General features: G+C 34.8%; 13 protein-coding genes. 12 read left to right on the top strand and 1 reads right to left on the bottom strand.

Annotated elements, in window-relative coordinates:
• The first annotated feature begins 581 nt into the window (after window positions 1-581).
• The 7 genes from JFV29_RS10115 to JFV29_RS10085 all read left to right on the top strand — a co-directional run bounded on the left by JFV29_RS10115 (window position 582) and on the right by JFV29_RS10085 (window position 7,458).
• Window positions 582-1,616 carry an LLM class flavin-dependent oxidoreductase gene (locus tag JFV29_RS10115; protein WP_201182965.1) on the top strand — a complete coding sequence of 345 codons (1,035 nt, stop codon included), beginning with the start codon at window positions 582-584 and terminating at the stop codon, window positions 1,614-1,616.
• Between the two features lie 66 nt (window positions 1,617-1,682).
• Window positions 1,683-2,516 (top strand): MetQ/NlpA family ABC transporter substrate-binding protein, encoded by an 834-nt coding sequence (locus tag JFV29_RS10110; protein ID WP_201182962.1) that lies wholly within the window; start codon window positions 1,683-1,685, stop codon window positions 2,514-2,516.
• A gap of 50 nt (window positions 2,517-2,566) precedes the next feature.
• Window positions 2,567-3,646, top strand: coding sequence for a methionine ABC transporter ATP-binding protein (locus JFV29_RS10105; protein WP_201182961.1), 1,080 nt, complete (start codon window positions 2,567-2,569; stop codon window positions 3,644-3,646).
• On the top strand, window positions 3,588-4,238 hold the full coding sequence (locus JFV29_RS10100; RefSeq protein ID WP_053344412.1) for a methionine ABC transporter permease: 651 nt from the start codon (window positions 3,588-3,590) through the stop codon (window positions 4,236-4,238). The genes JFV29_RS10105 and JFV29_RS10100 overlap by 59 nt, the downstream gene beginning before the upstream one ends.
• 35 nt (window positions 4,239-4,273) lie before the next feature.
• Window positions 4,274-5,125: a MetQ/NlpA family ABC transporter substrate-binding protein gene (locus tag JFV29_RS10095; RefSeq protein WP_201182959.1), complete on the top strand. Its 852-nt coding sequence runs from the start codon at window positions 4,274-4,276 to the stop codon at window positions 5,123-5,125.
• A 12-nt stretch (window positions 5,126-5,137) separates the two neighbouring features.
• Entirely contained in the window at window positions 5,138-6,481 is a 1,344-nt protein-coding gene (locus tag JFV29_RS10090) for an LLM class flavin-dependent oxidoreductase (RefSeq protein WP_201182957.1), read from the top strand.
• Window positions 6,482-6,897: 416 nt separating this feature from the next.
• Window positions 6,898-7,458, top strand: coding sequence for a thioredoxin family protein (locus JFV29_RS10085; protein ID WP_201182955.1), 561 nt, complete (start codon window positions 6,898-6,900; stop codon window positions 7,456-7,458).
• Window positions 7,459-7,685: 227 nt separating this feature from the next.
• Here the strand turns inward: JFV29_RS10085 and JFV29_RS10080 are convergent, their stop codons facing one another.
• Window positions 7,686-8,231, bottom strand: coding sequence for a helix-turn-helix domain-containing protein (locus tag JFV29_RS10080; protein WP_201182953.1), 546 nt, complete (start codon window positions 8,229-8,231; stop codon window positions 7,686-7,688).
• A 490-nt stretch (window positions 8,232-8,721) separates the two neighbouring features.
• Here JFV29_RS10080 and JFV29_RS10075 point away from each other — a divergent pair, with 490 nt between their 5' ends.
• Genes JFV29_RS10075 through JFV29_RS10055 form a run of 5 tightly spaced genes read left to right on the top strand, consistent with a single transcriptional unit; the run spans window position 8,722 to window position 12,981 of the window.
• Complete coding sequence (locus JFV29_RS10075; protein ID WP_201182951.1) at window positions 8,722-8,961, top strand: PLD nuclease N-terminal domain-containing protein; 240 nt, start codon at window positions 8,722-8,724, stop codon at window positions 8,959-8,961.
• Entirely contained in the window at window positions 8,958-9,863 is a 906-nt protein-coding gene (locus tag JFV29_RS10070; protein ID WP_201182949.1) for an ABC transporter ATP-binding protein, read from the top strand. The genes JFV29_RS10075 and JFV29_RS10070 overlap by 4 nt, the downstream gene beginning before the upstream one ends.
• A complete protein-coding gene (locus tag JFV29_RS10065) occupies window positions 9,860-10,648 on the top strand; it encodes an ABC transporter permease (RefSeq protein WP_201182947.1) in 789 nt (262 codons plus the stop codon). Before JFV29_RS10070 ends, JFV29_RS10065 begins: the two co-directional genes overlap by 4 nt.
• 49 nt (window positions 10,649-10,697) lie before the next feature.
• Entirely contained in the window at window positions 10,698-11,414 is a 717-nt protein-coding gene (locus JFV29_RS10060) for an ABC transporter ATP-binding protein (protein WP_201182945.1), read from the top strand.
• On the top strand, window positions 11,389-12,981 hold the full coding sequence (locus JFV29_RS10055; RefSeq protein WP_201182943.1) for a hypothetical protein: 1,593 nt from the start codon (window positions 11,389-11,391) through the stop codon (window positions 12,979-12,981). The genes JFV29_RS10060 and JFV29_RS10055 overlap by 26 nt, the downstream gene beginning before the upstream one ends.
• Window positions 12,982-12,983 lie beyond the last annotated feature (2 nt).

Below are 12,983 nucleotides of genomic sequence, written 5' to 3'. Positions count from 1 at the left end.
GACAAAGGTGTCAGACACGATCTAAAATTGGTTCGTGCCTAGCACCCTAGTTGTCGTAATTCCAAGGATATCTGCAACTTAATTTCAAGCAAAGGCATGATATATCCACCACAAATTAACTATTCAGATAGCTGCTTTTGTGTTGTGGAAGCTCCGTGAATGACTTATCCGATTGGGAGCTTCTTTTCTCTTCTGCAAGTCAGCTGATGCGAACATTGCCCCCTCCATTTTTCCTTAACTACATAGCCACTCTTCGTTCATTAATTCATTCAAGTTTTTCATAGATTCCTCTATCCTTTTCTCTTCCTCTCATTGATGATTCTTAGTTCTGATAGGGTTTAGAAGATTAGGTCTCTATAAAAATATTTCTTAACCCTAATAGGCGAAAGTGAGTTTAAGTAATTTGGCAAAGGTATTCCATACTCATAAGCGAATGATAGAGTTTTTTTATCAATTAAATAAATTTTTCTATCAAATAAGGTGTTGTCAAGTGCTTGTTTACAATGTTAGGATGAATTTCAATCGAATTAAAACAACTAATTCGATTTGTTAACTTGGTATTGATGATTGGAGAGAGATATATGAGTTTTAAGCTTGGAATATTAGATCAAAGCCCCATTTTTCCTGGGAATTCGGCAGTTGATGCGCTTAAGCAAACCGTAAACCTAGCTCAAAAAGCTGAAGAATGGGGATATACCCGTTTTTGGGTATCGGAACATCATCATATGGAACAAGTTGCTGGATCTTCACCGGAAGTATTAATTTCTTATTTATTATCGCAAACCACATCCATTCGTGTAGGTTCGGGAGGTGTCATGCTTCAGCACTACAGTCCTTATAAAGTCGCTGAAAATTTTCATGTTTTATCCACTCTTGCCCCGGGGAGGGTAGATCTTGGCATTGGTAAAGCACCAGGTGGATTTCCTTTATCAACAAAGGCATTACAATTTGGAACTGTAAATGATGGAAAAGATTTTGGGGAACGTGCATCCTTATTGCGAGAGATTATTGAAAATTCAATCAATGACGATCACTTGCTCTCTGGTATTCAAGCAACACCGATACCGCCTGAGAAGCCCGAAACTTTTCTGCTTGGTGCCAGTTCAAACAGTGCTCAACTAGCCGCTAACCTCGGAATGGATTTTGTATTCGCCAGATTTATTAATAGTGATGATACCATGCTGAATGAAGCTTCCTCTGCTTACCGAAGCAAGTACCCAGATGGTCGTTTTATCGTATCTGTAGCCGTTGTGGCAGCTCCTACCCAACAAAAAGCAGAGGAGCTGGCAAGCGATCACAAACTATTTAAAGTTCATCTTCAAAGTGGCCGAACGTTGACAGTTCAATCACGTGAACAGGCTGAATCATTTGAGAAGCAGGCTGGTGAGGCTTACGAAATAGAAGAGCAGTCCGCAAGTGTTATTGCTGGGACTCCAGGATATGTAAACGGAATTTTAAAGGAACTTCATAAAACTTATCAAGTGGATGAATTTATTTTGCATACACCGCTCCGAAAAGAAGTAGAACGGATCCAATCATTTCAGTTGTTGAGTCCGCTTCTCTTAGGGGAAGAGACTATACATATAGAAGGAAAAGAAAACATCCAGCGGATATGAATCAGCTGATAAATATTTGCAAGTATTTATTCCAATATAAAATGATAAAAAAAGGAGTGAGGAACATTGAAGAAAATTAAATGGCTGTCAGTGACGATTTTAACAGTAGTATTACTGGTATTAGGAGCTTGTGGAAATAATGAGCAAACATCATCGGAGAGTAAAGGAGACAAAGATGAGGAAGTGACTTTGAAAATTAGTGCAGCCTCGATTCCACATGCCGAAATTTTAGAGTTTATCGCACCGGATTTAGAAAGACAGGGCGTGAAACTAGAAGTAGTGATTTCTACGGATGGTATTCAAACGAATCAACAAACAGCAAACAAAGAATTGGATGCAAACTTCTTTCAACATACACCGTATTTAGAGCAAGTAAATAAAGATAGTGGTTTAAATTTGGTTAATGTGAAGGGCGTACATATTGAACCATTTGGTGTCTATTCCAAGAAAATTAAGTCTATAGGGGAATTGTCAGACGGAGCGAAAGTAGCCGTACCGAAAGATCCAGTAAACTTTTCACGAGCGTTACAGCTTTTTGCGGCAAATAATATCATTGAGTTGGATTCGTCTAAGTCAGGGGATTATACGATTGAGGATATTACAAAAAATGATAAAAAAATGGAATTCATTCCAGTCGATTCCCCTCTTTTAGTTCACTCGCTTGACGATGTGGAAGCGTCGGCCATTAACACAAACTATGCGCTAGAAGGAGGGTTAAAACCTCTCGATGATGCACTGATAATTGAAGGAAAGGATTCCCCATATGTTAACATTTTAGTTGCTCGTCCAGACAATAAGGACGATAAAGCGATCCAAAAGCTTGCGAATGCATTAACGACGGAAAAGGTCAAAGAATTTATTTTAGATAAATATGAAGGAGCCGTCGTGCCTGCGTTTTAAGTGAAGTGAGTTTTCTAAACCAAACTAGTTAAAAAGAGGAAGTGGCCACTTTGATTGAATTTCGTCAGGTTTCAAAAGTATTTGATGACGGAGAGAAGAAAATTGAAGCGTTAAAGGAGATTAATATAACCGTTGAAAAAGGGGATATATTCGGAGTCATCGGTTTTAGTGGAGCAGGAAAAAGTACACTCATCCGAACTGTGAATCTATTAGAATATCCTACTTTAGGTGAAGTGATTGTAGAAGGAAAAGATCTAGCAAAGATGTCTGAAAAAGATTTGCGTGAAGCTAAGAAAAATATTGGCATGATTTTTCAGCATTTTAATTTACTTAATTCCAAAACAGTCTTTGATAATGTGGCGATGCCATTATTGTTAAGTAAAAAAAAGAAAAAAGAGATTGAAGAACGAGTTTATGAGATTCTCCGCTTTGTTGGTCTAGAAGACAAAGCAAAGAATTATCCAAATCAGCTATCAGGTGGACAAAAGCAGCGTGTCGGGATTGCCCGTGCGTTGGCTACAAACCCTTCGATTCTATTATGTGATGAAGCAACATCGGCATTGGATCCACAAACAACAAAATCAATCTTGAATCTGTTGAAACGGATAAATGATGAATATAAAATTACCATTCTAATTATCACGCACGAAATGGAAGTGATTAAAGAAATTTGTAATCGGGTTGCAGTGATGGAGGATGGTAGCGTGATTGAATCAGGAAATGTGTTCGATATTTTTGCCCGTCCACGAACAGAAACAACACGTAACTTCATTCGATCGGTTGTTCGCGATGAAGTGCCATCAAGTGTATATGGGTTGCTAAAAGAGGATGCCTATTTCAGCCGTATTTTTAAAATTGATTTTTTTGGGTTGAGCTCTGGGCAGCCTATCGTTTCAAAAACAGCGAAGAGGTTTAGTGTGGAAATAAACGTTCTGTTCGGCAATATTACTGAGTTACAAGGCATCCCATTTGGTAATTTAATTGTTGAAATAATAGGAAATGATGATGAAATAAATCGGGCATTACAGTTTATAAAGAATCAAAAGGTTGAAGTGAAGGAGGTTACGAAGGATGGAAGTCAGCAAAGAGCTCATTTTAAACGCATTGTGGGAAACGCTGTACATGGTTAGTATTTCACTTTTTTTTGGAAGCATCATTGGAATATTCTTAGGCATATTATTGGTTGTAACAAGAAAAGGTCATATTTATGAAAATAGATTTATTTTTTCTATAGTGAATCCAATTGTCAACATTTTCCGATCGATTCCGTTTATTATCTTGCTTGTGGCGATTATTCCATTTACAAGACTAATTGTTGGTACGTCGATTGGTACGACAGCAGCAATTGTACCACTCGTGCTTCATATTGGCCCATATATCTCAAGACTTGTAGAGAATTCGCTATTAGAAGTAGATGAAGGCATTATTGAAGCTGCGAAAGCTATGGGAGCAACACCGTTACAAATTATTTTCAGGTTTTTAATGCCTGAGGCTTTTGCGTCGTTAATTCTGAGTATAACAACTGCAACAATTGGTTTAGTAGGCGCTACAGCTATGGCAGGAGCTATAGGTGGCGGTGGACTTGGTGATGTAGCGATAACATATGGCTATCAACGCTTTAGCACTATTACGATATTCGTCACCGTTGTAATTCTAGTAATTGTAGTTCAGGGAGTACAAAGTTTAGGAAATATACTCGAACGAAAAATTAGAAGAGTGTAGTGGTGGTACTGAACAGACAGAGAGGGGAATAAATGATGAAAAAATGTATTTTACCTTTATTGCTTATCTTGGGGGTGTTATTGACAGGTTGCTCAAGTGATTCAACTAATGCGGGAGGGAAACAAACGAAAGTGAAGGTCGGGATTAGAAATTCTGAACTTCGAACATGGGAATTTTTAAAGGAACAGGCTGAAAAAGAAGGGGTGGAAATTGAAATTGTTAATTTCTCATCGGCTTATGATCCGAACGAAGCGCTGGCAGAAGGGGATATTGATATCAACGCCTTTCAACATGTTGCCTATTTAGATTCATTTAATGCGAAGAACGATACAGACATCGTTCCAATTGGGACTACAATTATTGCTCCTCTCGGTTTGTATTCAAGTAAATATAAATCGGTGGAAGAAATTCCAAATGGTGCACAAATTGCTGTGCCCAATGACCCAGCAAACTGGGGAAGAGCTTTATTGTTATTACAAGAAGCAAAACTCTTAAAGGTTGTTGATGACTTTGACGGAAGTGGTGGACAGGACAAAATAAAAGAAAATCCGAAGAAAATCGAAATTGTTCCTGTCGATAGTGCCAGTGCTCCACGTGTGATGGAAGATACAGCTGGTTCGGTGATTAATAATGGAGTTGCGGTAGAAGCGGGACTCACTTTAAAAGATGCTCTTGTTCATGAAAATAATACTGCAAAGCCTTATATTAATATCATAGCAGCTAGGAGTGAAGATCAAGACAATGAAATTTTCCGAAAATTAGTTGATCTCTATCAATCAGAGGAAACAGCTAAATTTATTGAAGATACCTATAATGGAAACTATATTCCAACATTCATTACCTTGAAAGAATTGAGCAGTTATAAGGAGATATATTCTAATAAATAAGGAGAGATTAGAATGGCTCAAGACAGACAGATGAAGTTAGCTGCTTATCTGATTGGAACAGGTATGCATGTTGCGTCGTGGCGACATCCGGCATCAAATCCGAATGCAAGTATTGATGTGAAAGCTTTGCAAAGACTGTCAAAAATTGCGGAGAAAGGGAAATTTGATCTTGCCTTTGTGGCAGATAGTTTGGCCATTAATCATGAATCGCATCCTCAAATACTTAATCGATTTGATCCGATTGTACTAATTACAGCATTAGCTGCAGCGACAGAAAAAATTGGCATTGGGGCGACAGCTTCTACAACGTACAGTGAACCTTATGTACTCGCTCGCCAATTTGCTTCTGTTGACCATATAAGTGGCGGACGTGTGGGGTGGAATGTTGTTACAACAGCTGATGCGACCGGAGAGACAGCCTTGAATTTCAGTCGCGATAAACATTGGGCGCACGATCATCGTTATGAACGAGCAGAGGAGTTCATCGACGTTGTGCAAGGATTATGGGATTCTTGGGAAGATGATGCATTTGTGTATAACAAAGAAACGGGACAATTTTTTGATCCTGATAAAGTGCATGAGCTTCATTATAAAGGCAACTATTTTTCGGTTAAAGGTCCGTTGAATATTGCACGCTCGGTGCAGGGACAGCCGGTTATTATTCAAGCGGGTGCCTCTATACCAGGGAAGAGATTAGCCGCTCGAACAGCCGAAGTCGTTTTCACACATTGGGATAACATTGAAGAATCGAAACGATATTATCAAGAATTAAAATCGTATTTAATGGATTTTGGAAGAAGCGGAGAGGAGCTCCACATCCTTCACGGCATTTCCCCTATTATCGGAGAAACCGAAGAAATAGCAATTCAAAAATATCTCAAACTCCAAAGTCTCGTCGACCCTTATGAGAGTTTGAAATTCGTTTCTGGTTATATGGGCAATGTTGATTTTTCTAAATATTCTTTAGATACGCTAGCGAAGGATGTTGAGTTTCCATCAGTAAATAGCATACAAAGTCACTTTAATGAAATGAAGAAAATTATTGATGAAGAAGACTTAAAAGTCGGTGAATTATATGCGAGATTTTTCAGTCCTGCCAGACGTGATAGATTTGTCGGTACACCAACTCAAGTAGCCGATGAAATGGAGGTATGGTTTACCGAAAAAGCTGCAGATGGCTTTATGCTTCAATTTCCACTGTTACCAGGTGACTTAGAGGATTTCGTCGAGATGGTTGTTCCAATTTTACAGGAGAGGGGCTTGTTCCGTTTGGACTACGAAGGAGACACTCTCCGTGATCACCTTGGATTAAAGAATCCAAAAAATCGCTTTGTTAATGAAGAAATAGCAAATTAAGGGGAGTAAGGATTAGATTTCTCACATCTTCGTTATATCCATCAAATGAAGGCTTATATTAGGTGCGGACAAAGGAAAGAGAGACAAGGAGAAATCCTAGCCCCTCCATTCTTTTCTCCTACCTATATATATGACTTTTTTGTTTATAGAAGAATCACCAATCATGATGCTGCCGGAAATTACCGGTACACAGCAAATAACTGACTGAATGCTCAAAATATAATAGTTAGTTAGCCCTAGCTTTTAATTGTAATTAGAGTTTTCCCTTTTCACACGAGAAAGAAAACATGTTTTTACTTATCAGGCTGCTGTTAGTGATCCACAACTCGGAAAATCTTGTTGATTATTAGAGTGGAAACAATGAAATCATAAGTTGTTTATGGTACTTTTAAATAAATAAAGATAGGAGAATTATGATGACGACTTTGAATGAATGGTTTGAAAAGGGGATTCCTGCTAAAGACTTTGTTGCATCGATGAATGTTCATAAAGAAAGCTTACAATCGATTTATGATCGGTTTTCTGTTTCGGAGGTAGACCAAGATTTTTTTAATGATTTAAAAGCGAAAGACCTTCGAGTTATTATCATTACTGAAGACTGGTGCGGAGACGCGATGATGAATATACCTATTCTTTTAAACATTGCAGAAGCCGCAAATATTGAAACTCACATGGTTTTACGTGATCAAAACCTTGAGCTGATAGATCAATACTTAACAAATGGAACAGCGCGTTCAATTCCTATTTTTATATTTATTGATAAGAATGGTGAAGAAAAAGCGGTTTGGGGGCCTCGTGCACCAAAGGTACAAGAGAAAGTAATGGAGTTGCGATCAGTTCTGCCAGCTAAGGATGACGAAAGCTTCGAGGCTGAGCAAAAAGAAGTATTTAAAAAAATGACTAAAGCTTTTTCTGAAGATAAACAGCTTTGGAACGAAGTATACAGCAGTATAAAAGAAGCCTTAGTAAAGATATAAAATCTGAATTACTTCCTCGTTTAAAACGCGGATATTTTATTGTTCTATAAACCCGACTACCTTACTGAAAGCCTCTCCGATAAGAAGAGAAGCGTCGGTGTAACCCGAAAAATCGAGTGTAAAACGTAGGCTGTTTTACACTCGTTTTGTTATTTGTAGTGTTTTTTTCTATATGTTAAGGATATGGTTCATGGCGCCTTGTTTTGGGGCAGCCTTTTTTCATTTGTTTATGATTCTGGAATAATGGTAACGCCAATGGTTCGAATTGGAGAATCCTGTTTAGCACTTTGGTTCGTGGCTTTGTAGTATTTTAACATTAGATCGTTTAATTCATTTTGAAAGTTAATAAAACTTTCATCATCAAGCTTTAGTTCTAAAAGTGAAAAGGTTGAACCATCTTCTGAGCAATCTCGTTCTTCTAATTTAGTAAGGTAATTTTGATATTGAGTCATAAGTGATAATTGATAATACGAATAATAGTTCAACTTTTTCTCATTAGAAGATTTTTTCCACTCTTCTCCACTAAGTCGTGCCTCTTCTTCATTCAAAACGTAGTATTTTTCGGAAACTGATCTCACTTTTTTCTCTTTCACAATGCGAATAACTCCAGAATCTAACAAAACTTGTATATGTCGATACAATGTTGCCTGAGGTACATCTTTAATGATTTTTAACATTTCTAGTGGTGTTAATCCATTTTCTCTGTTTCTCATTAAAGCTTGGGAGATCTTTATTCTTACGGGGTGCATTAAAATTTCAGCTTTATTAACCATTTTATTCTCCTTACATTAGAAATTTGATACTACATAATGATAATCAATTCGATAATCCCAATATTGTTCTTTTCTTATCATATAGATCACGAATAATAACTTCATTTTGTCATATAGTGTATGGTTAAATCATTTTCATTTAAGTAAGATAATAGTAGAAGAATACATTTAATCAAATTAGAAAATTTTTATCGTAATGTATTTTGAAGAAAGTAATATGCATTTTTTTAAAAATATATGTAATTATTTTTTAAAAAGATGAAATGAGTTCATACAATAGGATTAAAAAATCCTAGCTTTTAGCTTACATAAATCCCACTATATTTTTGTTATTATTTATAATGATAATATTATCATTATAAATAACAATAAAAACTAAAACAATATTTTTAAAAGAAAATAAATAGGTGCAATATTCCAATTATCATGTTATCATTATCAATAATGATAACATTTTATTTTGAGTTATTAAATTATAGGAGTGGTAGTTATGCAATTGCATTACGGATGGGACGAATTTAAGAATATTGATTTCATGTCTTTTCTGCCGATTATTTTACCGGTAATTGCTATTGGATTTATTTTAGTCCTTATAGCTTTAATTGATTTATACAGACATCGAAAAACGAGGAAAAATATTTTATTGTGGACACTCATTATTATTTTTGTAAACACTCTTGGTCCAATACTGTACTTTGTTATTGGTAGAAAGGACAGTGACAGAATATGAAATTAGAAATCAAAAATGTTACTAAAAAATTTAAAGAAAAAACAGCGGTTAATAATTTTTCAATGGAACTACAATCAGGGGAATGTGTTGGATTGATAGGGCCTAATGGGGCAGGTAAATCGACACTAATAAAAGTTATTGCAGATATTATAGATCCAAGCATGGGAGAAGTCTTACTTGGTGGTAAGAAAATTTCTAAAATGAAAAGGGAAATAGGCTACTTACCACAATACCCAAACTTTTTTCAATGGATGACTGCCAAAGAAACCCTTACTTTTATGGGACAGCTATCAGGAATAAAGAAGGAAGAATTAACACGAAGTATTCCAGAAATAATGTCGAAAGTAGGGTTAAGTGGGGAAGAGAATTCAAAGGTAAGAACCTTTTCAGGTGGAATGAAACAGAGACTTGGAATTGCACAAGCATTGTTACATAAACCATCTTTGATTGTAATGGATGAACCGGTTTCGGCATTAGATCCAATTGGTCGAAGAGAAGTTCTAAATATAATAGAAGAAATAAAGAAAGAGACGACCATTTTATTATCAACACATATATTAAGTGATGCAGAAGAAATATGTGAGAGATTTGTCATTATAAAGAATGGTGAAAAAATTGAAGATACTACAATGACAGAATTATTAAACAGGAATAGTGAAAATAAAATTAATGTTGATTTAACAGTTAAAAATCAAGAATGGATTGAAATCGTTAAAAGCTTAAACTTTGTAAAAGGTGTAGAGGTAATTGGAAATAAATTAAAAATAGAAGTGGAAAATATAGAATTAAATAAGAATTTATTACTGGCGAGTGCTCTGGAACACAATGTTGATCTTGTACGGTTTGAAATAGATAACGATACATTGGAAGAGATATTCTTAAAATTGGTGGTGGGAAAATGAATAATTTTACCGTTTTAGCGAAAAAGGAATTTGTGCAGATGGTACGTGAATTCAAAGTTATTTGGCTGCCTCTTGTATTTATATTTTTAGGATTAACTCAACCAGTTGTTAGTTATTACTTACCTTCAATATTAAAGGCACTAGGTGGAGGCCAAGGGATCACTATTGATCCAAGTATGGCTGCTCAAAAAGGCGGCGAAGTACTTGCTAGTACATTAGGGTCTCAATTTGATCAATTAGGGGTCATGATTATAATCGTTTCCATGATGGGGGTCGTACAGTCTGATAAAGCAAATGGTATGTTAGCCTTTATTCTTACAAGACCTGTTACGGTTGTTTCTTATATAAGTGGAAAAGTTATTTCCAATTATTTGTTTGTTGCTTGCAGTGTAGTGCTAGGATACTTGGTCTCATATCTGTATGTTATTTTATTGTTTACGAGAGTTGATTTTGTGGACTTATTAGTAGCTTTGTTGTTCTATCTGATGTGGATTCTATTTATAGTTTCATTCACGACAATGATCAGTACTATTTTTAATAGTCAGGGTATTATTGCATTAATATCAATAGTATTTTTACTGGGCTGTAGAATCGTAGTGGGTTTAAGTCCTGTTATAGACAATGTGAACCCGGCAAGTATGAGTAAACATGCTATGGAAGTACTTATTTTAGGAACAGTCAATACAGATGTAATCTGGAGTGTAATATCGACAATTGTATTGTCAGCACTAACAATCTTAGTAACAAACATATGGATTTCTAAAAAGAAATTTAATAATGAATAAGTAGAAGGCAGAAATGTGTTAATCATGAAGTGATGGGGGGATGATAACATTGTTAAGCATCACAGATTTAGAAAAAAGTTACTCAACCAAGAAAATTTTAAACGGTGTAAATTTACAAATAAAAAAAGGGGAAATTTTAGGTTTTATAGGAGCAAATGGTGCAGGGAAAACAACGACATTAAATATTATTACGGGCATATTAGATTATGAAAATGGAATGGTTGAAATAAATGGGCTGACCAAAGAAGACGGCATAGAATATAAAAAACAATTTTTCTTCATCCCTGATACCATTAATGTATTTAAAAACGTTTCGGGGTTGGACTGGATTCGTTTTTTGATGAACCTATATGATAATGAGGACAACGAAAGTTTGGATGAATATATCAGTCGGTTTGGTATGCAAGAGTCCATTAATAAGCCAATGGGAAGCTATTCCTATGGAATGATGCATAAAGTATCATTGATAGCAGCTTTTACAATAAATCCACCGATCATCATTATGGATGAACCATTAAATGGATTAGATCCAAACGCAGTGTTAGTTTATAAGGGTTTAATCAAACAATACGTTGAAAAGGGTGGTACAGTATTTTTCTCAACACATTTGTTAGATGTAGCAGAGAAAGTTTGTAATACAGTGGCTATTTTAAAAGAGGGAAAAATCATCTTGCATGATGAGATAAAAAATATTATAGGTGAAAGTTCATTAGAATCTATCTTTATGGAGGCGCAAGTATATGAAGGAAAAACTTCAATTAACTAGATTTATTGTTTCCTCCTTCTATAAAAAGCCCAAGCAGACAATGCTACAGGTTGTATTAATAATAGCCGTTTTTTATATGTTTTTACAATTAACTGTTGTAAACGCCTTTGTTTATTTTCTTGGAAACACTCAAGTTTTTATGTTTTACAATCTAACAATTTCTAGTGTTCTCGTCTTTGCATTGGTTTGCTATTTATCTACTTCACAAGTTTTTGCTTATTATGAATTTAACGTACTAGCACCTCTCCCACTCTCATATAAGAAGATTTCAACAGCAAAAGTGATCAGTAGCTTATGGGTGCCTATCGTCTTATCAATGGCAGTCCAAGTACCGACCTTAGGGTTCTTGATAATCGATCTAAAGTTTGTGGAAGCGATTAAATTGTTGTTATTTATACCAGTTGTCAATGGATTAATAGCATTGCTCCTTTTATTTATTCTATCTTGTATAAATAGATATTATTATAAATTTAAAAATAAAGTAGCATATTTAATGGTGAACATTGCTGTCATTATACTGCTTTCGATTATTTCAATTATTTATTTTGCTAGCAAATCAACAATTAAAATGTCAAAGGTTTTTTCGGGAATTGATATAACTTCTATTGAAGGGCTAAAAAACTCGATAGAATTTATACTAAAACACATTTATGAAACCGCAAACATGATTCCAGTGATAAAGTGGATCATCAATGCTTTTGCTTCAAATCAAATAACTGTTCAATTTTTTATAATTTATATTTCTATAGTAATACTTAGTCTCTTATTATTTTCTTTTATTATAGAAAATATTTCTGTGAATTATTTTAAAAATGGGTTATTAGAAAATAACAAAACGAGCTTGAAAAACTCAAGGGTTCATATCACTAAAAATCAATGGAATAACTATTTACAAAGAGAGATATGGATTATTAAGTCTGAAGCTTATTTTAAAATGCAAGTAGCTTTAGGTCTTTTATTACCGCCAATATTTTCAATTGTAATGCTATTGTTAATACAGAATGAAGTGCTTCCGAATTATTTAAACATAACAAAAGAAGGAGTTTTTGATAAATACTTTTCATATTCGGTCCTTTTCTTGTGTTGTATAAATAATATAAGTGGAACCCCTTATTCAAGAGAAGGGAAATACCATTATTTATTGAAGAGTGCACCGTTTAATAAAGGATATGTGTATTTTTCTAAAGTAATATTTTCATCAATAATGAGTATTATAGCCGTAGTAGTTAGCTTTTTGTTCTTTGCACTGTTTGGTCATTGGAAATTAGAAAATGTAGTCATGTTAATAATTATTTCTTGTTTAGTAGTTTGCTACAATCTTCTAACACCAATATTTGATATGAAAAACCCAAGTATAGAATGGGAGAATCCATCTGAGGCAATTAAATCAAACCCAAATGTATTAATAAGTCTATTATATGGATTGCCAATTTTAATCATTATTGCAGCCATTCATTTTTGCTTGATTTGGTTCAGTGTCCAACCTCTCTTAGCAGCTCTGATAATATTAATGATCGTAATAATAACAATTTCTATTTTGATAAATAGGTTGAAAGTGGCTTTATAAAA

The organism is Peribacillus sp. TH16, from assembly GCF_016651095.1.
GTDB classification, from domain to species: domain Bacteria; phylum Bacillota; class Bacilli; order Bacillales; family DSM-1321; genus Peribacillus; species Peribacillus butanolivorans.
Note: the sequence above shows the minus strand (reverse complement) of the source record. Positions and strands in the feature narration are given on the sequence as shown.